19 protein-coding genes and 1 pseudogene are annotated in these 21490 nt (G+C 73.8%); 4 read left to right on the top strand and 16 right to left on the bottom strand.

Annotated features, from left to right (window positions below; all coding sequences use genetic code 11):
* Window positions 1-76: 76 nt before the first annotated feature.
* A complete protein-coding gene (locus ACFZBB_RS33740) occupies window positions 77-697 on the top strand; it encodes a response regulator (protein WP_391130764.1) in 621 nt (206 codons plus the stop codon).
* Window positions 698-746: 49 nt separating this feature from the next.
* Here the strand turns inward: ACFZBB_RS33740 and ACFZBB_RS33735 are convergent, their stop codons facing one another.
* From ACFZBB_RS33735 to rimP, 12 genes are all read right to left on the bottom strand, one after another.
* The gene (locus tag ACFZBB_RS33735) at window positions 747-1310 is read right to left on the bottom strand and encodes a DUF664 domain-containing protein (protein WP_391130727.1); all 564 of its coding nucleotides are present in this window, start codon (window positions 1308-1310) and stop codon (window positions 747-749) included.
* A 57-nt stretch (window positions 1311-1367) separates the two neighbouring features.
* Entirely contained in the window at window positions 1368-2399 is a 1032-nt protein-coding gene (locus tag ACFZBB_RS33730; RefSeq protein ID WP_391130724.1) for a bifunctional riboflavin kinase/FAD synthetase, read from the bottom strand.
* A gap of 294 nt (window positions 2400-2693) precedes the next feature.
* Window positions 2694-3326 (bottom strand): dual specificity protein phosphatase family protein, encoded by a 633-nt coding sequence (locus ACFZBB_RS33725; protein ID WP_391130721.1) that lies wholly within the window; start codon window positions 3324-3326, stop codon window positions 2694-2696.
* A gap of 383 nt (window positions 3327-3709) precedes the next feature.
* Window positions 3710-3934: a hypothetical protein gene (locus tag ACFZBB_RS33720; RefSeq protein ID WP_391130718.1), complete on the bottom strand. Its 225-nt coding sequence runs from the start codon at window positions 3932-3934 to the stop codon at window positions 3710-3712.
* A 53-nt stretch (window positions 3935-3987) separates the two neighbouring features.
* Entirely contained in the window at window positions 3988-8166 is a 4179-nt protein-coding gene (locus ACFZBB_RS33715; protein WP_391130715.1) for a serine protease, read from the bottom strand.
* 290 nt (window positions 8167-8456) lie between these two features.
* Window positions 8457-9404, bottom strand: a complete 948-nt coding sequence (truB, locus tag ACFZBB_RS33710; protein ID WP_391130712.1) for a tRNA pseudouridine(55) synthase TruB — start codon at window positions 9402-9404, stop codon at window positions 8457-8459.
* A gap of 68 nt (window positions 9405-9472) precedes the next feature.
* Complete coding sequence (gene rbfA, locus ACFZBB_RS33705) at window positions 9473-9982, bottom strand: 30S ribosome-binding factor RbfA (RefSeq protein ID WP_391130709.1); 510 nt, start codon at window positions 9980-9982, stop codon at window positions 9473-9475.
* Between the two features lie 34 nt (window positions 9983-10016).
* Entirely contained in the window at window positions 10017-10310 is a 294-nt protein-coding gene (locus ACFZBB_RS33700) for a DUF503 family protein (RefSeq protein ID WP_391130706.1), read from the bottom strand.
* 116 nt (window positions 10311-10426) lie between these two features.
* Entirely contained in the window at window positions 10427-13573 is a 3147-nt protein-coding gene (gene infB / locus ACFZBB_RS33695; RefSeq protein WP_391130703.1) for a translation initiation factor IF-2, read from the bottom strand.
* Between the two features lie 157 nt (window positions 13574-13730).
* The gene (locus ACFZBB_RS33690; protein ID WP_355350310.1) at window positions 13731-14009 is read right to left on the bottom strand and encodes a YlxR family protein; all 279 of its coding nucleotides are present in this window, start codon (window positions 14007-14009) and stop codon (window positions 13731-13733) included.
* Between the two features lie 138 nt (window positions 14010-14147).
* Window positions 14148-15134: a transcription termination factor NusA gene (gene nusA / locus ACFZBB_RS33685; protein WP_188279440.1), complete on the bottom strand. Its 987-nt coding sequence runs from the start codon at window positions 15132-15134 to the stop codon at window positions 14148-14150.
* Window positions 15135-15136: 2 nt separating this feature from the next.
* Window positions 15137-15730 carry a ribosome maturation factor RimP gene (gene rimP, locus ACFZBB_RS33680; RefSeq protein ID WP_391130700.1) on the bottom strand — a complete coding sequence of 198 codons (594 nt, stop codon included), beginning with the start codon at window positions 15728-15730 and terminating at the stop codon, window positions 15137-15139.
* A 147-nt stretch (window positions 15731-15877) separates the two neighbouring features.
* Here rimP and ACFZBB_RS33675 point away from each other — a divergent pair, with 147 nt between their 5' ends.
* The 3 genes from ACFZBB_RS33675 to ACFZBB_RS33665 are packed head-to-tail and all read left to right on the top strand — an operon-like array spanning window position 15878 to window position 17803.
* A complete protein-coding gene (locus ACFZBB_RS33675; RefSeq protein WP_391130697.1) occupies window positions 15878-16399 on the top strand; it encodes a hypothetical protein in 522 nt (173 codons plus the stop codon).
* The gene (locus ACFZBB_RS33670; RefSeq protein ID WP_391130694.1) at window positions 16396-16815 is read left to right on the top strand and encodes a DUF4439 domain-containing protein; all 420 of its coding nucleotides are present in this window, start codon (window positions 16396-16398) and stop codon (window positions 16813-16815) included. The genes ACFZBB_RS33675 and ACFZBB_RS33670 overlap by 4 nt, the downstream gene beginning before the upstream one ends.
* 43 nt (window positions 16816-16858) lie before the next feature.
* Window positions 16859-17803: an aminoglycoside phosphotransferase family protein gene (locus ACFZBB_RS33665; RefSeq protein ID WP_391130691.1), complete on the top strand. Its 945-nt coding sequence runs from the start codon at window positions 16859-16861 to the stop codon at window positions 17801-17803.
* Between the two features lie 169 nt (window positions 17804-17972).
* Here the strand turns inward: ACFZBB_RS33665 and ACFZBB_RS33660 are convergent, their stop codons facing one another.
* The 4 genes and pseudogenes from ACFZBB_RS33660 to ACFZBB_RS33645 form a co-directional block, all read right to left on the bottom strand.
* Window positions 17973-19670: a proline--tRNA ligase gene (locus ACFZBB_RS33660; RefSeq protein WP_391130688.1), complete on the bottom strand. Its 1698-nt coding sequence runs from the start codon at window positions 19668-19670 to the stop codon at window positions 17973-17975.
* Window positions 19671-19768: 98 nt separating this feature from the next.
* Complete coding sequence (locus tag ACFZBB_RS33655; RefSeq protein WP_391130685.1) at window positions 19769-20302, bottom strand: GNAT family N-acetyltransferase; 534 nt, start codon at window positions 20300-20302, stop codon at window positions 19769-19771.
* A gap of 43 nt (window positions 20303-20345) precedes the next feature.
* Window positions 20346-21191, bottom strand: coding sequence for a GNAT family N-acetyltransferase (locus tag ACFZBB_RS33650; RefSeq protein ID WP_391130682.1), 846 nt, complete (start codon window positions 21189-21191; stop codon window positions 20346-20348).
* Window positions 21192-21363: 172 nt separating this feature from the next.
* Window positions 21364-21490 (bottom strand): annotated as a pseudogene (locus ACFZBB_RS33645) (4-hydroxy-3-methylbut-2-en-1-yl diphosphate synthase); the annotation flags it as partial.

Below are 21490 nucleotides of genomic sequence, written 5' to 3'. Positions count from 1 at the left end.
CGAGAGCGGGGCCGAAGAGGACGGGGGCGGGCGGGTGATCAGGGTGCTGCTGGTGGACGACGAGCCGTTGCTGCGGATGGCGTTCACGATGGTGCTGGACGCGCAGTCCGACATGCGGCCGGTCGGCGAGGCGGGCGACGGCGCGGAGGCGGTACGGCTCACGGAGTCGCTGCGTCCCGACGTGGTGCTGATGGACGTCCGGATGCCCGGCACCGACGGCATCGAGGCCACCACGCGGATCGTACGGCGCTGCCCGGATTCCAAGGTGCTGATCCTGACCACCTTCGACCTGGACGAATACGCCTTCGCCGGGCTGAAGGCGGGCGCGTCCGGCTTCCTCCTGAAGAACGCGCTGCCCGAGGAACTGCTGGGCGCCATCCGCTCGGTGGCCGCGGGCGACGCGGTGGTGGCACCGCGCATCACACGCCGCCTGCTGGAGAATTTCGCGCACCAGCTCCCCTCGGCGGCCGGCGGCTCCGATGGCGACGGGCGGCTGAACCGGCTGACCGCCCGCGAGCGCGAGGTGCTGGTGGAGGTCGGCCGCGGCCTGTCCAACACGGAGATCGCGGGCACGCTGCACCTGGCGGAGGCGACGGTGAAGACCCATCTGAGCCGGATTCTGGTCAAGTTGGAGCTGCGCGACCGTGTGCAGGCCGTCGTCTTCGCCTACGAGACCCGGCTGATCCGCCCCACCTGAGGCCCGGGGCTCCCCCGCACTCCCGCCCGAACGCTGCCAGGTGGCTGTCTCACAGGCCCGTCGCGCCGTCGATCCGCTCCCTGAGCAGGTCGGCGTGCCCGTTGTGCCGGGCGTACTCGGCGATGAGATTCACCAGGATGTAGCGCAGCGATATCTCCTTGCCGGTGACCGGCGAACGGCAGGTGGCATCCAGCGAGGGCGCCTCGGCGACGATGGTCCTGGCCCGGTTGCGCTCGACCCGCCAGGCCGCGAAGGCCGCCTCCACGTCCCCGTCGAGCCGGTCGAAGCCCTGGTCGGGGTCCTCGTCCGAGTAGTTGAGCATCGGCAGGTCCTCGCCCGCGAAGTGCTGGCGTATCCACCACCGCTCGATGCCCGCGAGGTGCCGTACGAGGCCGTGCAGGCTCAGCCCGGACGGGGGTATCGCCCGGTCCGACAGCCGGGCCGCGGCCACGCCTCGGCACTTCAGCTCGAAGGTCGCGCGGTGCCAGTCGAGGAAGGCGGTCAGGATCTCCCGCTCGCTGCCCGTGGTGGGCAGCGGCGGCCGGTCGTCACCCTCCGCCGTCGGGGAGAGCTGGACGTTCGCGAAGAACGGTACGTACTCCTGCTCGGACATGCGCCAAGTCTGGCAGCGGCCACTGACAGAGCTGCTGTGGAACGGCCTGGCCCGAGGCTATTCGACGGCGGGCGACGGCTCGGTCGGCGCGGACGTGGGCGGGGGCGGGGGCGGGGGCGGGGGCGGGGGCGGGGCGGCTGCCGAGTCGGCGGCGTCCACCAGGTCCCTGGCCCGCTTCACGTCGTCGGCCATCCGCTCCAGCAGCGCGTCGATGGTGTCGAACTTCTCCATCCCGCGCAGATAGGCGAGGAAGTCCACCGCCACGTGCAGCCCGTACAAGTCGAGGCCGACGCGGTCGATCGCGTACGCCTCGACCGTGCGCGCGGTGCCGTCGAAGGTCGGGTTGGTGCCGACCGAGATCGCGGCGGGCATGGCCTCGCCGTCGACGTGCAGCCAGCCCGCGTAGACGCCGTCGGCGGGGATGGCGGTGTGCGGCAGGGTCTCGACGTTGGCGGTGGGATATCCCAGTTCGCGTCCGCGCTGCGCGCCCCGGACGACGACGCCCTCGACGCGGTGCGGGCGGCCCAGGATCTCGGCGGCGCCCTCGACATCGCCCTCGCCGACCAGCCGCCGGGTCAGGGTGGAGGAGAACGGCTCGCCGCCGCCCGCCTCACCGCGCACGAAGAGGTCGACGACCTCCAGTTCGTAGTCGTACTTCAGCCCGAGCGCGGAGAGGAATTCGACGTCGCCCGCCGCCTTGTGCCCGAAGCGGAAATTGGGGCCCTCGACCACGTGCTTGGCGTGCAGCCCCTCGACCAGCACGGTCTTGACGAATTCGCTCGGCGTCAGCTTCGAGAACTCGCTGGTGAACGGGATGATCAGCAGCGCGTCCACGCCGAGGTCCGCGACCAGTTCGGCGCGCCGGTGGTGGGCGGACAGCAGCGGCGGGTGGCTGCCGGGCCGTACGACTTCACTCGGGTGCGGGTCGAAGGTCACGACGACCGAGGGCAGCCCCAGTTCACGGGCGCGCTCCACGGCGCGGCCCATGATGAGCTGGTGACCGCGGTGGACGCCGTCGTACGAGCCGATGGTGACGACGCTGCGTCCCCAGTCACCGGGAACGTCGTCCAAGCCCCGCCAGCGCTGCACCTTGACGCTCCGCTTCTTCGCCGAATCACTGACCGTGTTGTCTTGTCCTGCGGGTCCAAGCCTGCCATGCCGCCGCGATGCCGTGCCCATCGGCACGGTCCGCGCGTACGGCGTCGGCCCTTCCCACCTGCGGCGCCCGTTCGAATGTGATGTGGACCGCGACATCCCGCCCGCTCGCCGACCTCCGACACGGGCGTGACTTTATCGGTTCCGCGACGGCTCCGGCGGAGCGGGCGCGGGCCCGGTCCGCGGCGAGCGCGGCGCACGCCTGGCCCGGTCCGCGGCCGGCGCGGTCTACAGCGAGGCCATGATGCGGCGCGGCGCGTCCAGGAACCGGCTCACGCCCCGGACGAGCAGCGGCGGCTGGTCGGTGTCGTCGCGCGACACGTTGAGCACGTAATAGACCTGCTCGATGGAGGGCGGGCCGACCGCGAGGGTGCGCAGCGCGGCCTGGCGACTGTCGGCCTGTCCGGTGCGGACCAGATACGCGGCGGCCATCGAGCCCGTACGGCCGACGCCCGCGCCGCAGCGCACCAAGACCGGCCCCGGCGAGGTCCTCACGATCCGCAGGAACGTGTCGACCTGCCGCTCCGTGGGGGTCTGGCCGTCGCGGATCGGCAGCCGGACGGCGTGCAGGCCCGCGGCGGTAGGCAGGGCCAGTTCCGCGGGCGGCAGATCCTCCGCCCTGAGGTCGACGACGGTACGGATGCCCCGGTCGGCCAATGCCCGGTAGCCCGCGGCGGTCGGCGCGGACCCGCGCCACACGTGCGGGTCGACGGCCAGGAAGTGGTTGATGCCCGCCGTCCGCTCGCCGGAACCGGCCGAGGCGCCGTGCCGCGCCCACGCGGAGACCGCGAGCATGCCGCCCGCGGTGGCGGCCCACAGCACGCCGTAGCCGAGCAGACAGCCGAGCAGCACTCTCGTCACCCGCCGCACCCAGATCCGGGCGCCGGGGGCGGCGGGCGGTACGGAGCCGGGCCCGAAGTCGCCCGCAGGACCGGGCTCGTGGCCGGTTCCGGGACCGCGCGCCGGGCCGCGTAAGGAATCGTGTACGGGATCGCGTACGGGCCGCCGTAACGACGTCGGGGCACGGACCGGGACCGGGACCGGGATCGGGACCGGGACCGGGACCGGGAGAGCGGCCGATTCGGACAAGCGGGGTTCACCACCTGGGGAGCGGAAACCTGGGGACAGGTGCCGCCGTCCCTCCCCGAGGGCAGCGGCCGTCCCGTCAGGCTAGCCGCTGCTTCCGGGGTCAGTGCCCGATTCCGGTACGCGGGCCTCCCGCCGGGAGCGCGCCGGGGGGCGGGTCAGTGCGGGGCTCCCGCGTGTCCCGTGCCCAGGACCTTGGCGTGGGCACGGTTCACGCTCGCGTCCGAGAGGCAGCCGCGCAGCCGCATCATGTCGTGCGGGCTGAGCGCGGGCCGGATGACGCCCACGAAGACGCCGACGGCGAGCCGGCCGAGGCTGGCGTCGGGGTTGAGCGAGGAGGCTGTCCCGGCGGGCACCGATGCCGGCGAGTGACAGACAGTCATGGGCTGTCGATCCGAGGGCAGTTGGGCGCTACGGAGATTCACGGCCGATCCCGTCAGGCCGCCGCCTCCAGGCGGCGTCTCGCGCTCGGGCCGATCACCGCGTCCCATGTGCCGCCCGTCTTGAGCCATTCGCGCACCAGACGGCCGAAGTCGGGCCAGGAAGCGGCCAGTTCGACGACGCGGCGGTCGAACTGCGCGGCGCCCTCCGGCGTACGGCCGAGGAGCAGGCCGACGCGGTGGACCAGGTCGCGGGTGAGGACGGTCGGCCTGCGGTGGCAGCCGTCCGCCGCGGCGGCGAGCAGGGCGTCCAGGACGCCGGGGTCGCGTTCCGCCGCGAGGGCCATGTCGAGGAGTTCCTGGCGCAGCGGCCGGGACAGGTGGGTGCCGGGGGCGGCGAAAACCGGGACCAGTGCGCGGCGGACGTCCGGCGAGTGGTCGGTCATGAGCGCGGCGGCCAGCGGCAGCAGGACGGCCCGGACGCCGGGGCCCTGTTCCAGCCGCCGGTCCAGGAAGCGGGCGACGTCGGCCGCGCCGTCCGGGTGGTGCAGCAGATGGTCCTGGGCCAGGGCGGCGGCGCGCCGGGCGAGGGCGGGCGAGGTGACCCCGGCCAGTTCGTCCAGCACCTCGGCGGCTCCCCCGTCGGGGTAGGGGGCGCGAAGCCGGGTCTGGAAGGCGGTGAGTACGGGTTCGGGGTGCGTGCCGAGGGCTGCCGCCAGGGCGCCCGCGGGCAGGTGGGGATCGCCCGCCGCGAAGTGCCGCAGCGCCGCGTCGAGATGGCGGGAACGCGTCACCGAATCCCGTACCAGCAGGCCGAGCGCGGCGCCGTGCAGGGTGCAGTCGCCGGGGCGGGCCAGGATCGCGAGGGCCGCGTACCGCAGCAGTTCCCGGTCGGCCTCCGACCGTACGAACGCGGCGGCGCGGCGGCCGTACGACGCTGCCGCGACATGGCGGTCGGGGCGCGGGTCGTGCGCCCACCGGTCGACGGCCCTGCACACGGCGGACGGCTCGTCCTCGGCGAGCGCGGCGAGCACTTCGTCGGCGCCGGGGTGTCCTGCGGCCACCAGCGCCTCGGTCAACTCGTCCACGGCGAGCCGCCGGTGGGTGTGCAGCAGCGCCTGCGCGGCGGACGCGACGGTCAGCCGGGGGCCGTCCGCGCCCGGCGCCGTCTGGAGCGGCCGGTCGTCGTCGAACCACCCGCACACCGCGGCCAGCGCCTCCGCCGGCGCCTCCCGCAGCAGTTCCGCGACAGCGGGCAGGAAGCGGGTCTCGGGGTCGGCCGGTTCACCGGGTACGGGCGGCCGGTCGGCGGGCAGCAGCAGCCGCAGCAGCTCAAGCCGCTCCCCCAGCGGCAACGGCACCCGCCGCCAGAACGCCGGGCCGAACTCCCCCAGCCCGCCGAGCCCTTCGGGCGTGAACCCTCCGCGCTCCACCGACCGCACCGCGACCCGTTCGGCCAACAGCCGCAGCACACCACGGTAGTTCCGCGCGTCCCCGAGCCGCGTCACCACCTCCCCCACCAGATGCGCGGCCCACCACACGGCATCCCCCCGCCGCGCCGACACCCCGTCCCCGCGCCGGGCCTGCGGCCCGCTCATGTAAGACGGTCCTCCGCCTTCGCACGAGGAGTGCCCCCACGGCGCACCCCCGGTGGCCGCGCCCCCGCCGTCGTCCGGCCTCCCGCACGGACCGCGCCCCGGCGCGCTGCCTCCGCCGTCCAGCCACTGCCCCGAACCGACCGCCGCAGGACCGCCGCAGGCGGCCCACTGCCCGCCGACACCAGCGCCGGTCCCGCCCGTACCGCCACTGCCACTCGGCCACCCCGCCGGACCGCCACCGGACACCCCCACACCGCCTCCGGCACCGCCAGCGGGCGCCACGCCCACTCCCCCGCCCGGCGCCCCCGCGCTCCCGGCGAGTAACCCCACCGGGACGCCGCCAACGCCCCCGCCCGTACCCCCGTCCGGCACCCCCTCGCCTCCACCACCCCCGCCTCCCCGGCACGGACCCGCAGGCGTCGGGCGGGGGCGCCGACGGGAGCGGGGGTTCGGGACCGTCTCGGTGTCGAGGTAGGCGTCTGTGCAGGCGTCCCACGCGGGGCGGCGCACGGGGGCCGGGCGCCGCGGCGGCGCGGCCGGGTCCGGGTCCGGGGCGCTGACATGGCGGGTGGGGGCGATGGCCTGGTGGTCGAGGCGGTGGATGAGGTGGCGCAGATGGTGGGTGAGGGTGTCGGGGTCGGTGGCCAGCATGGCCTGGAGGACCGGGCCGAGGCGGTGGCGCGGGACGGGGAGGGAGCGCGGCCCCGAGGGCGGGGCGACGGCCGGGGCGGGCGGGACGGGCGGCTCGCCCGCGTGGACGGCGGCGGGCCGCTGCGGCAGCCGTACCGGCGCCTCCGTGCCGCCTGCCGGTGCGGCGAACCAGCGGTGGACCAGGGCGTGCAGGGCCGCGTCCAGGTCGAGGTGGAGGCCCTGGAGCCAGTCGGCGACCTCCTCGTGCGCGAAGCGGTATCCGGCGCCCGCGGGCACCAGCAGCCCTTCGGTGAGGACGGCGGACGCCCACCCCGTACGCCACGGGAAGAGGTCTTCGAAGGACTCGCGGTCCAACTCCCCCTGTCCCGGCCCCAGACAGCGCCGCGCGGCCTCGTGCACCTGCCCGGCCACCCGCGTGGCCAGCCGCCGTACGCCGTTGCCGCGTACCGGCCGCTCGGCGCTCGCGGCCAGCCGGACCGCGATCCGCAGGCACACGAGGTCCAAGTGGGCGGCGAAGATCTCGGCGCGGGTCGGCGCGGCGCCGTCCGTGGCGGTGCCGCCGGGCAGCGACGCCTGGATCTCGGAGAGCAGGCGCAGCGCCAGCGGGTGCGCGGCGTCGGCGGGCCGCAGGGCGTCCGGCGCCAGGCCGTGGCGGGTCCGCGCGCGGACCGCCTGGACGTCGGTCAGGTCGCCGAGCCGCAGGCAGGGCGGCAGCGCGCGGACGGCGACATAGGGGGCGGGCGGCGGCGCGTACGCCATTCCCGCGGGCAGCAGCGACCCGGCCTGTTCCCAGAACTCCGGGCGGCAGCCGACGATCAGCCGCACCCCGCCCGCGCGCAGCCAACTCGCCGTGCCCGCCGTCCAGTCGGCGAGCGCGTGCGCGAGGACCGGGGGCATCTCCTCGGGCGCGTCGAGCAGGACCAGCAGCGGCCGTCCCGCGGCCCGCGCGAGCGCCGCGACGGCGTCGGGCGAGGCGAACGGCGGGTCGCCGCCCACAGCGCCGCCGCGCCCGGCAGCGGCGCACACGATCCGGGCGGCGGTCCGCAGCGAGCGTTCGACGGCGTCCTTGATCCCGCCGTCGCCCGGCCGCAGTTCGGCGCCGCGCAGCCAGACGGTCGGCGCGGGTTCCGCGCCGCGCGCCCGGCGGGCGGCCAGCGCGGCCAGTTCGGTGCTGCGCCCGCTGCCGGGGTCGCCGACCAGGCCGAGCACCAGCGGCGCGGTCTCGCCCCGCGGTGCGAGGAAGTCCCGTAGGGCGTCGGCGACTTCGGGCCTGGCGACCGGCTCCCGCCACTGGCCGGGCCCGGCCGCGGAGCCGACCGACGTACCCGTGAGCTGGAGCGCCCCCGCGAGGTTGAGGTGCGGACCGTAGCCGGGCACCGACGCCGCGTTCCTGGCCAGCAGCGCGGCCAGCGGTTCCGGCGTGCCGGGTCCGGCCCGCAGCGGTACGGCGAAACCGGCCGCCCGGTGTCCCGCGTGCAGCGCGGTGACCGCGACGGCGAGTACCGCGCCGGTCGCCGCGTCGATCAGCGGCGCGCCGGAGGACTGGGGCGCGACCCGGCTCATGTCGGTGGCGCCGAGACCGAGTTCGTAGACCTCCTCCAGCAGGTGGAAGCGGTCGGTGGCGGTGTACGTGACGGACGCGGTGCCGAGGACGACGCCGTCGGTCCACTGCGGGACCTTCAGCCGTACCCGTCGCTCGGGGTGGGCGGGGCCGCAGGGCGCGACCGGCAGCGGCGGCAGATTCAGCCCCTCGGTGGCGACCAGCGCGAGCCCGGCTTCGGGCAGTACGGTGATCGCCTCCGCCTCGACCAGGCACACCTGGTTCCCCGGCGCGTGCAGCACCAGCCGGGCGAGCCCGTCGACCGCCTCGTGGCTGGTGACCATCGTGCCGTCGGCGTCCGCGAGGAAACCCGTCCCGCGTGGCCGTCCCGCCAGGTCACAGACCCGCACCAACGCCTCGTCCACGTCGGCCCCGCGTACCGCCATCGGGCACCTCCCCCACCGCCGCGCCCCGTTTCGTCCCACTTCGACGGTAGGCGCCCGATGATCTCCCGCCTAGATCGCGGAGGAAAAGCGCCCCCCTGTGCTCCCTCGCTTCACTCCGAGCGCCCGCCCATTGGGGTGATTTCCGGGTTCCGGATGGATAGGGACACGTGAGGGGGGACCGAGGGGGATCGTGGAGCGGGGCCGCTCAGGGGACAGACGGCCCCGCTCCACGATGTCCAAGGCCCGGCCCGGTCACACCGGGCCGGGCGCGAGCGCAGGGGGACGGACGGCTATTCCGGGAAGACCGCCACGATCTTCACCTGGCCGTCCTTCTCCTCCACCAGGGCCAGGAATCGGCCGTCGGGGCCGAAGACGGCGTTCGGCCCGTCGGGCAGTGCCGGGGCCTTGATGCGGACGCCGTTGGCCAGCAGCCGGGCCTGGTCGGCGTCCACCTCCCAGCGCGGGAAGGCCGCGTCGGCCGCCTGCTCGATCGGCATGACCGTGCAGGACTCCTCCAACTGCTCCAGCGTGCGCGCGGCGTCCAGCCCGTACGGGCCGACGCGGGTGCGGCGCAGCGCGGTCAGATGGCCGCCGACGCCGAGTCCGGCGCCCAGGTCGCGGGCGAGGGCCCGGATGTAGGTGCCGGAGGAGCAGACGACGGTCACGTCGAGGTCGACGGCGCCGACGGCGTCCTCGGGCTCGTCGACCCGGCGCATGTCCTGGACGGTGAAGGAGTGGACCGTCACCGGCCGGGCGGCCAGCTCGAACTCCTCGCCCTCCCTGACCCGGGTGTAGGACCGCACGCCGTTCACCTTGATCGCGCTGACCTTGGAGGGGACCTGCTGGATCGGGCCGGTCAGCGCGGCGATCCCGGCGTCGACGCTCTCCCTGGTGACCCCGGTGGCGTCGGCGACGGCGGTGATCTCGCCCTCGGCGTCGTCCGTCACCGTCGTCCGGCCGAGCCGGATCGTGGCGACGTACTCCTTCTCGGTGAGCGCGAGGTGGCCGAGCAGCCGGGTGGCCTTCTCGACGCCGAGGATCAGCACCCCGGTCGCCATCGGGTCCAGCGTGCCCGCGTGCCCGACCCGCCGGGTCCCGGCCAGCCGCCGCATCCGCGACACCACCCCGTGCGAGGTGAGCCCGCCGGGCTTGTCGACGACGACAAGCCCGGACGGAGCCCCCTTCTGCGCTCGGCTCGCCTTCGGTCGCTCAGACCCGGTATCGACGTTCCTCGACACCGCGCTCGTTCCTCGCTGGGTCTCGTCGCTTTCGGTACCGGCGCGCCCTTCGGCTCGCTCGCTCTGTGTCATGCGCTTGCCGGACCGCCCTCGGAGTCGGCGCCGGTGTCCGGGTCGGCGGCGGCCGGGGCGTCGAGGTCGTCGTCGTCCAGCTCGTCGTCGGACGGCTTGCGGTACGGGTCCGCCTCGCCCGCGTACTGCGCGTCGGTGGCGGACTTGCGGACCTCCTCGTCGGCCGCGCGGGCCTTGGCGAGCAGGTCGTCGATGGTCTTGGCGTTGTCGGGCAGGGCGTCGGCGACGAAGGCCAGGCTCGGGGTGAACCGCACCCCGGTCTGCCGTCCGACCTCGGAGCGCAGCACACCCTTGGCGCTCTCCAGGGCCGCGGCGGAGGCCGCCCGCTCCTCGTCGTCTCCGTAGACCGTGTAGAAGACGGTCGCCTCCCGCAGGTCGCCGGTGACCCGGGTGTCGGTGATCGTCACGTACCCCAGCCGCGGATCCTTGATCCGCCGTTGCAGGGTCTCCGCGACCACGACCCGGATGCGGTCGGCCAGCTTTCGCGCCCGCGCGGTGTCGGTCATCGTCTTCTTCTCTCTGTGTCCTTGGGCGTTCTGCTCACTCGTCGTCGCCGTGGATACGCTGCCGTGCGGACAGCAGTTCCACTTCGGGACGGGCGATCATCCAGCGTTCGCACCGGTCGAGTACGTCCTTGAGGTGTCCGAGGTCTCCCGACACCACCGCGATTCCTATTTCGGCCCTGCGATAGAGGTCCTGGTCGCCGGTCTCCGCCACGCTCACCGCGAATCTGCGGTGCAGCTCGGCGACGATCGGACGGACGAGGGACCGCTTCTCCTTCAGGGACCGTACGTCACCCAGGAGCAGGTCGAAGCACAGCGTGCCTGCGTACATGGGTATGACGTTACAGCCGACGGCCGGGGCCGATCGACGGGATTTCTCCCGCCGACCGGCCCCGGCCCCGAACCGTCGCCCGGCCGTACGGCGTACCGCACGGCCGGACAGCCGCGTCAGCCGCGCGGCTTCTCGCGCATCTCGTACGTCGCGATGACGTCGTCGATCTTGATGTCGTTGTAGTTGCCGAGGTTGATACCGCCCTCGTAACCCTCACGAATCTCGGTGACGTCGTCCTTGAAGCGGCGCAGGCCGTCGATGTTGAGGTTCTCCGCGATGACCTTGCCGTCGCGGAGCAGACGGGCCTTGGTGTTGCGCTTGACCTCGCCGGAGCGGACCAGCACACCGGCGATGTTGCCGAGCTTGGAGGAGCGGAAGACCTCGCGGATCTCCGCGGTGCCCAGCTCGACCTCCTCGTACTCCGGCTTGAGCATGCCCTTGAGGGCCGCCTCGATCTCCTCGATGGCCTGGTAGATCACCGAGTAGTAGCGGACGTCGACACCCTCGCGCTCCGCCATCTGCGCGGCACGGCCGGCCGCGCGGACGTTGAAGCCGATGACGATGGCGTCGGAGCCGGTCGCCAGGTCGATGTCCGACTCGGTGACCGCACCCACGCCGCGGTGCAGGACCCGGATGTCGACCTCGTCGCCGACGTCGAGCTGGAGCAGCGAGGACTCGAGAGCCTCCACCGAACCGGACGCGTCGCCCTTGATGATGAGGTTGAGCTCCTGGACCAGACCGGCCTTGAGCGCCTCGTCCAGATTCTCCAGGGAGAACCGGACACCCTTGCGGGCGAAGCGGACGTTGCGCTCGCGCGCGGCCCGCTTCTCGGCGATCTGGCGGGCGGTGCGGTCCTCGTCCACGACGAGGAAGTTGTCGCCCGCGCCGGGCACGTTGGTGAGACCGAGCACGAGGACGGGGGTCGACGGGGTCGCCTCCTCCACGTTCTCGCCCTTGTCGTCGAGCATCGCGCGGACTCGGCCGTACGCGTCGCCGACCACCATGGTGTCGCCGACCCGCAGCGTGCCGCGCTGGACCAGGACGGTCGCCACGGCGCCGCGGCCGCGGTCGAGGTGCGCCTCGATCGCGATGCCCTGCGCGTCCTGCTCCGGGTTGGCCCGCAGGTCGAGCGAGGCGTCCGCGGTCAGGACCACGGCCTCCAGCAGGGAGTCGATGTTGAGACCCTGCTTCGCGGAGATGTCGACGAACATCGTGTCGCCGCCGTACTCCTCGGCCACCAGACCGAACTCGGTGAGCTGTCCGCGCACCTTGGTCGGGTCGGCACCCTCGACGTCGATCTTGTTGACCGCGACCACGATCGGCACGTCGGCCGCCTTGGCGTGGTTCAGCGCCTCGATCGTCTGCGGCATCACACCGTCGTTGGCCGCGACCACCAGGATCGCGATGTCGGTGGACTTGGCGCCGCGGGCACGCATGGCGGTGAACGCCTCGTGACCCGGGGTGTCGATGAAGGTGATGGCGCGCTCTTCGCCGTTGACCTCGGTGGCGACCTGGTAGGCACCGATGTGCTGGGTGATGCCACCGGCCTCGCCCGCGACCACGTTGGTCTTGCGGATCGCGTCGAGAAGCCTGGTCTTACCGTGGTCGACGTGACCCATGACGGTCACGACCGGCGGGCGGGAGACGAGCATCTCCTCGCCGCCCTCGTCCTCACCGAACTCGATGGAGAACGACTCGAGCAGCTCGCGGTCCTCCTCCTCCGGGCTGACGATCTCCAGCACGTAGTTCATCTCGCCGGCGAGCAGCTCCAGCGTGGAGTCGGAGACCGACTGGGTCGCCGTGACCATCTCACCGAGGTTGAGCATCACCTGAACGAGCGACGCCGGGTTGGCGTTGATCTTCTCGGCGAAGTCGGTGAGCGAGGCACCGCGCGACAGGCGCACGGTCTGGCCGTTGCCGCGGGGCAGCAGCACGCCGCCCACGGACGGGGCCTGCATGGCCTCGTACTCCTGGCGCCGCTGACGCTTGCTCTTACGGCCGCGCGCCGGACGGCCACCGGGGCCGCGACCGAACGCGCCCTGCGTGCCACCACGGCCGCCCGGACCACCGGGACGCCCGCCGAAGCCGCCGGGACGGGGACCGAAGCCGCCGCCACCGCCGGGAGCACCGCCACCGGGGCGCGGACCGCCGAAGCCGCCACCGCCGCCACCGGGACGACCGCCGCCGCCGGGACCCGCCGGACGGCCGGCGAAACCGCCGCCGCCGCCGGGACGCGCGCCGGGACCGCCGCCGCCGGGACGACCGCCGGGGCCACCGCTACGGCCGCCGGGGCCACCGCCGGGACGCCCGCCCGGGGAGGGCGCGGGCCGCTGCGGCATCATGCCGGGGTTCGGGCGGGGGCCCGAGGACTGCGGGCGGGGCATGCCGCCGGGGGACGGACGCTGTCCGCCGGGACCGCCGGCCTGACCACCGGGGCGCGGGGCGCCGCCGGGACGCGGCATGCCGCCCGGGGCTCCCTGGCCGCCGGGGCGGGCGGGACGGTCGTCACGCCGGTCGCCGCCGGGACGCGGGGCGCCGCCGGGGCGCTGCATACCGGTGGAGCCGCCGGACGTGAAGGGGTTGTTGCCGGGACGCGGGCCCGCGGGACGGGCGCCGCCGGGGCGGGCACCGCCCTGGCCGGGTCCGGCGGGACGCGCGGGGCGGGCCCCGCCGTCACGGGTGTCGCGCTGGCCGGTGCCGCCGCTCTGGGCGGGGGCCGGGCGCGCCGGGCGCGGGCCGGGGGTGGCGCCACCGCTGCGCGGTGCGGCCGGGGCCGCGGGCGCCGACGGGGGTGCCTGGAACTCCGCCGCAGGCACCGGAGCCGCCGGAGCGGGCTTCGGGGCGGGCGCGGCGGGGGCCGGCTTCGGACCCGGGCGCGGGCCGGAGCCCGCGGGGGTCGGTGCGGTACCGGCACCGGCGGCCGGGCCGGTGCTCGGGGCGACCGGGGCCGCGGGCGCGGCCGGGGTCACGGGGCCGCCGGCGGCCGGCTTCGGCGCCGGGGCAGCGGGACGGGCCGGCGCACCCGGGGTGGGCGCGGCCGGCTTGGCGGCGGGCGCGCTCTTGCGCGGCGCCGCGGGCTTCGCAGCGGACTTGGTGTTGCCACCGGGTCCCTGGAAAGCGTCAGTCAACTTGCGGACTACCGGCGCCTCGATCGTCGAGGACGCCGAACGGACGAATTCGCCGAGTTCTTGGAGCTTGGCCATGACGACCTTGCTCTCGACTCCCATCTCCTTGGCGAGTTCGTATACCCGGACCTTAGCCACTTCGCTCCTTTTAGGTCCGGGGTGATCGTCCGCCGGACCGTCGCTACTTCATGGGCGTACTCATCGCGTACTCATCGAGTGCTCATCGCAATCTCGACCTACTTCCATCTCGCGAGGTACCTGACCGCACGGTGACCCGTGCCGTTCTTCCTACTTCTTACGGGGCTGCCTGCTCGACGAACCGGCGCAACTCCGCGGTGTCGGGCGTCACCGGGCCTTTGAAGGCCCGGTTGAACGCCCGGCGGCGGACCGCCAGGTCCAGACAGGCAAGGGCGGGGTGCAGATACGCACCCCGACCGGGCAGCGTACCGCGATGATCGGGAACACAGGTGTCACCGTCCACCGCCACACGCAGCAGCTCACTCTTGGCCGCACGCTCCCGGCAGCCGATGCAACTTCGCTCCGGGCATGCTGGGGTTCGCGTCCGACCAGACACTCTTCAGTCTACCTCCCCGCACCGACCTCACTCCTTCGAGTGTGCCGACGCACGGTTGTTCGTTTCCTGCCCGCCGTCGGCGGAGGGCATGCATCGCCCGCCGCCGACCGCTTTCAGTCCGTGTTCCGGGCCCGGCCCTCAGCTCTGCGGCTGCTCGGTGTCCGGGCGGATGTCGATCCGCCAGCCGGTCAGCCGGGCGGCCAGGCGGGCGTTCTGCCCCTCCTTGCCGATGGCGAGCGAGAGCTGGTAGTCGGGCACGGTCACCCGCGCCGACCTGGCACCGGCGTCGACCACCTCGACCTTGGAGACGCGGGCCGGGGACAGCGCGTTCGCCACCATCTCGGCCGGGTCGTCCGACCAGTCGACGATGTCGATCTTCTCGCTGTTCAGCTCGGCCATCACGGCCCGTACCCGCGCGCCCATCGGGCCGATGCAGGCGCCCTTGGCGTTCAGCCCCGAGCGGGTCGAGCGGACCGCGATCTTCGTACGGTGTCCGGCCTCGCGGGCGATGGCCTCGATCAGCACCGAGCCGTCCGCGATCTCCGGGACCTCCATCGCGAAGAGCTTCTTCACCAGGTTGGGGTGGGTTCGCGACAGGGTCACCGACGGGCCGCGTACGCCCTTGGCGACCCGGACCACGTACGCCCGCAGCCGGGTCCCGTGCCGGTAGTCCTCGCCGGGCACCTGCTCCTGGACCGGCAGGATCGCCTCCAGCTTGCCGATGTCGACCAGTACGTTCTTCGGGTCCTTGCCCTGCTGGACCAGGCCGGAGACGATGTCGCCCTCGCGGCCCGCGTACTCCCCGAAGGTGATGTCGTCCTCGGCGTCGCGCAGCCGCTGGAGGATCACCTGTTTGGCGGTCGACGCGGCGATCCGGCCGAAGCCGGTCGGGGTGTCGTCGAACTCGCGCGGCTCGGCGTCCTCGGCGACCTCCTCCGGGTCCTCCTTCGCCCATACGGTCACGTGTCCGCTGGTGCGGTCCAGCTCCACGCGGGCCTTGCGGTGGCTGCCGGGCTCGCGGTGGTACGCGATGAGGAGCGCCGACTCGATCGCCTCGACCAGCAGGTCGAACGAGATCTGCCTCTCCTGCACCAGACCCCGCAGGGCCTTCATGTCGATGTCCACGGCTACGCCTCCTCGTCGTTCTCGTCGTCTTCGTGTACGTCGTGCACGTCTTCGTCGTGCACGTTGTCGTCCGCGTCGTCCTGTACGCCGTCGTCTTCGTGTACGTCGTCACCGGCCGCGTTCTTGCGGTTGAACTCGACCTCCACGCGGGCCTTCTCGATCTCGGCGAAGTCCGCGCGGGCGGGCTTGGGCTTGCGGCCCTTGACTCCGGGGACCTCCAGGTCGAGACCCGCGTCGTCCACCGTCATGATCCGCGCGATCAGCTCGCCGCGCTCCTTGAGCTGGAGCTTCACCAGCCGGCCGCTGTTGCGCCGGAAGTGCCGGGGCTCGGTCAGCGGCCGGTCGGTGCCCGGCGAGGTGACCTCCAGGACGTACTCCGAGTCGCCCATCGCGTCCGAGGCGTCCAGCGCCTGCGAGATCTCCCGGCTCAGCGCCGCGACCGCGTCGAGCTGCACGCCCTCGTCCGAGTCCACGACGACCAGCAACTGCCGCCGCTTGCCCGCGGCCGTCACCGTGACCTCTTCCAGATCCAGTCCCGTCCTCACGACGAGCGGCTCAAGCAGCCCGCGCAGCCTCTCGCTCTGGGTGGTGCTCATCCGGGTGACTCCTCGGCCGCGTGTGCTGTTGTTGTGGAAGGTCGCGTGTAAAGGAGAGATTACCCGAGTTTCCACACGTCGCCGCGCCATCGCGGGCCGCCGGGAGGCGGCGCCGAGCGGCCTCCCGCGCACCCTTACACTCGCCCAATGATCCCGGACGGGCCTCGGCTCAGCAGGCGGAGTGTGGTGGCGGTGGCGGCCGTTGTCGTCAGTGCCGGGTGTTCCGGAGGTGGTGGAACAGCGGGCTCGGACGGGGCCGGACACAAGGCCACGCAGCCCGAACCGGGCGAGCTGGCGCTGCGCCAGGCGGTCCGCGACAGCGCGGCGTTGCTGGCGCGGTACGACGCGGTGGCCGCCGCGTATCCGGCGCTCGCCGCGCGGCTGGCGCCGCTGCGGGCCGAAGTGGCCCTGCACGTTGGCGCGTTCGGCGGCCGGGCGGCGCCCGTACCGACCGGCTCCCCGTCCCCCGGCGCGACGTCCGCCGCTCCCCCGGCCTCCTCGCCGTCCGCGGCCCTGAAGTCCCTGGCGGACGAGGAGCGGCGGCTCGCCGACAGCCGGGCGACGGCGCTGCTCAATGTGCCGGGCGAGACGGCCCGGCTGTTCGCGTCGGTGGCGGCGGCGGGCGCCGGGCACGTGGCGCTGCTCGGGACGAAGGGGGCGGTGCGATGAGCGCGGTGCTGGACGCGGCGCAGGCGGCGCTGGCCGCCGAGCACGCGGCGGTGTACGGCTACGGCGTCGTGGGCGGCCTGGTCGGCGGGAGCCGCCGGTCCGAGGCGCGGCAGGCGTACGACGCGCACCGCGCGCGGCGGGACGTGCTGGGCCGTACCGTCCGCGATCTGGGCGGAGTGCCGGTGACGGCGGCGGCGGGTTACCAGCTGCCGTTCCCGGTGGCGGACGCGGCGGCGGCGCTGCGGCTGGCCGCGTATCTGGAGGAACGGGTGGCGGGCGCCTACGGCGACGTGGTGCGGTCCGCGATCGGGGACATCCGGCGGGACGCGGCGGGCGCGATGCGCGAGGCGGCGGTGCGTGCCGTGCGGTGGCGCGGCGGCAGCGTAGCCTTCCCGGGGTTGGCGGAACGGAGCTGATCACCGTTCCCCGCCGCACACGACACGGAGGGAACGCACAGGGATGGCTTCAGCAGCGCACCACGGGGGGCCGGAAGGCGTACGGCTGGAGCCGCCGGAGCGGCTGGTCCGCACCGTCGGGGCCTGGGAGGGCGAGGCGGGCCGGGTGTGGCTGGCCGAACTCCCCGACCGGGTGGCGCGGTACCTGGAGCGGTGGGGGCTGACCGTCGAGCGGGTCTTCGCGGCCGGGGGCCAGATCAGCATGATCGTGCTGGTCCGCACCGCGGACGGGGTGCCCGCGGTGCTGAAGGTCGGCATGGTCACGCGGGAGACCGAGCACGAGCACGCGGCGCTCGCGCACTGGGACGGGCGGGGCGCCGTACGCCTCCTCGACGCCGATCCCGGCGAGGGGGCGATGCTGCTGGAGCGGCTTCAGGCGGATGTGTCGCTGCGGTCGCTCGCCGAGCCCAAGGCGATGCTGGAGGCCGCCGGGGTTCTTCAGCGGCTCTGGGTGCCGCCGGCCGAGGGACATCCCTTCACGTCGGTCGCCGACTACACCGGTGCGTTGGTGGCGCTGCTGCGCGAGCGACGGGAGCGGCCTTGGGCGGCCGAGGCGGTCGGGCTCGTCGACGAGGCGCTGTCGGTGCACGGGGAGTTGGTCGCCTCGGGCGCCGAGGAGGTGCTGCTGCACGGGGATTATCACCACGGCAATGTGCTGGCCGGGGAGCGGATGGCCTGGCTGGCCATCGACCCCAAGCCGCTGGTCGGTGAGCGGGCCTACGATCTCGCCTGGCTGGTCCGTGACCGGCTTCCGACCCTGGCCGCTCAGCCGGGCTCCCGGGCCGCGGCCCGGCGGCGGCTCGCCAAGCTCGCCGCCTCTCTTGAGGTCGATCCCGAGCGCCTTCGCGGCTGGGCCCTCTTCCGTGCCGTCGAGGCCGGCGTTTGGTACCTCTCCGTCGGCGACCGCGAAGACGCCGAACTCCTCCTCGAATTCGCCTCCTGGCTCTAGCCCCCACCCCGCCCCGTCCCGAAAGTCCTCAATCGCCGGACGGGCTGAGTGGGGGGGCTGATCGCGCAAGGGGCCGGCTCGGCTTTTCAGGGGCGCGGGGAACCCCGCGACCGCCGTCCGCACGGCGGGATCGAGCCCCAACTGCGCGATCAGCCACGGCGGCGAGCCGTCAGCGGGGGGTGGTGAGGAGGGCGAGGGCTTCGGGGAGGGGGAGCTCTTGGCGGGTGCCGGTGCGGCGGTCCTTGAGCTCGACGACGGCGTCGCAGGCGCGGCGGCCGGCGGTGAGCAGGGTGGGGACGCCGATGAGCTCGGCGTCGGTGAATTTGACACCGGGCGAGAGGGAGGGCCGGTCATCGAGGAGGACCCGCAGTCCCGCGGCGTGCAGCGCGGCGGCGGCCTCCTCCGCGAGAGCAGTCTGAACGGCCTTGCCCGCGGCGATGACGTGGACGTCGGCGGGGGCGACCTCGGCGGGCCAGCACAGCCCCGCGTCGTCGGCGGTCTGTTCGGCGAGGGCGGCGACGGCGCGCGAGACGCCGATGCCGTAGCAGCCCATGGTGACGCGCACGGGCTTGCCGTCGCGCCCGAGGACGTCGAGCTGAAAGACGTCGGAGTATTTGCGGCCGAGCTGGAAGATGTGGCCGATCTCGATGGCCCGGTCGAGGCGGAGCCCGGTGCCGCACCGGGGGCAGGGGTCACCGGCGCGGACGGTGACCACGTCGAGGTAACGGTCGACGGTGAAGTCCCGGCCGCAGACGACGTTGGCGGCGTGCCTGCCGGGCCTGTTGGCGCCGGTGACCCACGCGGTGCCGGGGGCGATCCGGGGATCGGCGAGGTAGCGGATGCCCAGGCCCTGGGGGCCGACGTAGCCGCGTACGAGATCGGGCCGGTCGGCGAAGTCCTCGGCGGTGACGAGCGCGACGGCGGCGGGCGCGAGGTGTTCCGCGAGCTTGCCGAGGTCCACCTCGCGGTCGCCGGGGACGCCGACCGCGGTGATCTCGCCGTCCACCGTGACCAGCAGGTTCTTGAGTGTGGCGGAGGCGGGCACGCCGAGGTGGGCGGCGAGCGATTCGATGGTGGGGGTGTCGGGGGTGTCCAGCTCCTGGACAGGACCGTGCTCAGCGACAGCCGCGTCACCGGGCGCGGCCGTGAAGGTGACCGCCTCCGTATTGGCGGCGTAGTCGCAGGCGGGGCAGTCCGCGAAGGTGTCCTCGCCCGCGGCGGCGGGCGCCAGGAACTCCTCGGAGGCGGAGCCGCCCATGGCCCCGGAGACGGCGGAGACGACGCGGAAGTCGAAGCCGAGGCGTTCGAAGATCCGGATGTACGCCTGCCGGTGCAGCCGGTACGACGCGGCGAGCCCTTCGTCGTCGGTGTCGAAGGAGTACGCGTCCTTCATCTGGAACTCGCGGCCCCGCAGCACGCCCGAGCGGGGCCTGGCCTCGTCGCGGTACTTGGTCTGGATCTGGAAGAGGGTCAGGGGCAGGTCCTTGTAGGACGTGCACTGGTCCTTCACGATCTGCGTGAAGACCTCCTCGTGGGTGGGGCCGAGCACATAGTCGGCACCCTTGCGGTCGGTGAGCCGGAAGAGCAGGTCGCCGTACTCGTCGGCGCGTCCGGTGGCCGCGTACTGCTCGCGGGGCAGGAGCGCGGGCAGCAGCACCTCCTGGCCGCCGATCGCCTCCATCTCCTCGCGTACGACGCGGGCGACGTTGTCCAGGACGCGTTTGCCGAGCGGCAGCCAGGTCCACATCCCGGCGGACGAGCGGCGCACGTATCCGGCGCGGACCAGCAGCTTGTGGCTGGTGGTCTCCGCGTCGGCCGGGGCGTCGCGCAGCGTCTTGAGCATCAGCCGGGACATGCGCAGGACCATGGCGTTCTCCGTGAGGTCGGGGGTGCGCCGAGGATAGCCAGGCCGCCGGGCGCCCGGAAAACCCTTTTCCCCCACGCGCGCCCGCCCCGCCCCGCGCTTTACCGCAGCAGCGGCAGCGGCGCGCCCATCACGGCGTAGGGGCGGGCCGCGCTCGGGAAGTGCACCGGGCGGGCCAGGTCCTGGTACCCCAGCGCGTGGTAGAGGCGGCGGGCGGGGCTGTCGCCGTCGATCGCGGAGAGAATGCTGCGCGGCTCGGTGGCGGTGTCGGTGATCTCGGTGATCAGGCGGCGGCCGATCCGGTGGCCCTGGAAGTCGGGCAGCACGTGCAGTTCGGTGATGACGAAGGAGTCGTCGAGCCAGCCGTCGGTGCCGCGCTGCCGCAGGTACGGCTGGACGACGCTCGACCACCAGTGGCCGCGGTCGTTGGGCAGGCCGTAGACGAAGCCGACCAGCCGTCCGTCGTCGGTCTGCGCGCCGAGGGCCCGCGCACCGGGGTAGTTGAGGTGCCGGAGCACGATCTGCCGCCGGATGGCGACCTCGCCGGGGCCGAGCCCGAAGGCGAGCGCCTGTACGGCGAGGGCTTCGTCGACCCGCGCGCCGAGGTCGACAGGTCCGACCACCACGTTCTCCATGGGCCGGGACACTACCCCCAGCGCCCGCGACCTTCGAGCGCGGTCAGAACAACACACTCATGAACGCGCCGACTTCGGAGAATCCGACCCGGCGGTAGGCGGCCCGCGCGGGGGCGTTGAAGTCGTTGACGTAGAGGCTGGCGACCGGGGCGACGTCGCGCAGGGCGTAGTGCAGGACGGCGGCCATGCCGGTCTCCGACAGGCCCTTGCCGCGGTGTTCGGGGGCGACCCAGACGCCCTGGATCTGGCAGGTGTGCCGGGTGACGGCGCCGATCTCGGCCTTGAAGACGACCCGGCCGTCCTCGATGCGGGCGAAGGCCCGTCCGGTGGAGACCAGTTCGGCGACGCGGGCCTGGTAGAGCAGGCCGCCGTCGCCCGCGAGCGGGGAGACGCCGACCTCCTCGGTGAACATGGCCACGCACGCGGGCATGATCACGTCCATCTCGTCGCGTCGGACGCGGCGGACCAGCGGGTCGGGCGTGATGTCGGCGGGCAGCGCGCGGGTGGTCATCAGCGGCTGGTGGGAGCGGACCTCGCGGGCCGGGCCCCAGTGGGGTTCGAGGAGCGCCCACAGGTCGGCGGTGGGTTCCGCGGGGCCGACGATCGAGGAGCAGCGGCGGCCGGCCCGGCGGGCGCGCTCGGCGAAGGCGCGGATCGCCTCGGGGGTGGCGCACAGCGGTACGAGGTTGGCGCCCGCGTAACAGAGCGAGGTGAGTCTGCCGCCGCTGTACCAGCCCCACATCTCGCCGCCGAGCCGCCAGGGGTCGAGCCCGGCGACATTGACCCGGGAGGCGACGAAGGCGTTGGCCACCGGGTCGCGGTTGAGTACGGCGAGGGCGGCGTCGAGGTCGCCCGGTTCGAGGACCTTGGCAGTCGATGTGGTCAACACGTGGGTGCCTCACCATACGGGCCGCAGCAGGCTTGGCTTGAGCAGCAGGCTTGGGATGATCTGCGCACTTTACCGCGCGGGGCCGTGCGGCGCCCCGCGTCCGGCCACCGGTGGGCGGCGGGCGCGGGGCTCGGGCGCGGCCCGGCGGCAGGGCGCGCGGGCTGCTCGACAGTCAGGAGACGCTCACCTGCGGTTCGCCTGACATGGTCCCGTCGGCCTCCATCTGCTCGGCGAGTTTCATCGCCTCTTCGATCAGCGTCTCGACGATCTTCGACTCCGGCACGGTCTTGATGACCTCA

Origin of the sequence: Streptomyces sp. NPDC008139 (assembly GCF_042957025.1) — a bacterium.
Classification (GTDB): Bacteria; Actinomycetota; Actinomycetes; order Streptomycetales; family Streptomycetaceae; genus Actinacidiphila.
Note: the sequence above shows the minus strand (reverse complement) of the source record. Positions and strands in the feature narration are given on the sequence as shown.

What these genes read in the sequence shown, in the direction of transcription:
- ACFZBB_RS33740 (WP_391130764.1), top strand. Translation starts at nt 77, where the DNA reads ATGGCGTTCACGATGGTGCTGGACGCGCAGTCCGACATGCGGCCGGTC.
- ACFZBB_RS33735 (WP_391130727.1), bottom strand. Translation starts at nt 1,310, where the DNA reads ATGTCCGAGCAGGAGTACGTACCGTTCTTCGCGAACGTCCAGCTCTCC.
- ACFZBB_RS33720 (WP_391130718.1), bottom strand. Translation starts at nt 3,934, where the DNA reads ATGACTGTCTGTCACTCGCCGGCATCGGTGCCCGCCGGGACAGCCTCC.
- ACFZBB_RS33715 (WP_391130715.1), bottom strand. Translation starts at nt 8,166, where the DNA reads ATGGCGGTACGCGGGGCCGACGTGGACGAGGCGTTGGTGCGGGTCTGT.
- rbfA (WP_391130709.1), bottom strand. Translation starts at nt 9,982, where the DNA reads ATGACCGACACCGCGCGGGCGCGAAAGCTGGCCGACCGCATCCGGGTC.
- ACFZBB_RS33700 (WP_391130706.1), bottom strand. Translation starts at nt 10,310, where the DNA reads ATGTACGCAGGCACGCTGTGCTTCGACCTGCTCCTGGGTGACGTACGG.
- rimP (WP_391130700.1), bottom strand. Translation starts at nt 15,730, where the DNA reads ATGAGCACCACCCAGAGCGAGAGGCTGCGCGGGCTGCTTGAGCCGCTC.
- ACFZBB_RS33675 (WP_391130697.1), top strand. Translation starts at nt 15,878, where the DNA reads ATGATCCCGGACGGGCCTCGGCTCAGCAGGCGGAGTGTGGTGGCGGTG.
- ACFZBB_RS33670 (WP_391130694.1), top strand. Translation starts at nt 16,396, where the DNA reads ATGAGCGCGGTGCTGGACGCGGCGCAGGCGGCGCTGGCCGCCGAGCAC.
- ACFZBB_RS33665 (WP_391130691.1), top strand. Translation starts at nt 16,859, where the DNA reads ATGGCTTCAGCAGCGCACCACGGGGGGCCGGAAGGCGTACGGCTGGAG.
- ACFZBB_RS33660 (WP_391130688.1), bottom strand. Translation starts at nt 19,670, where the DNA reads ATGGTCCTGCGCATGTCCCGGCTGATGCTCAAGACGCTGCGCGACGCC.
- ACFZBB_RS33655 (WP_391130685.1), bottom strand. Translation starts at nt 20,302, where the DNA reads ATGGAGAACGTGGTGGTCGGACCTGTCGACCTCGGCGCGCGGGTCGAC.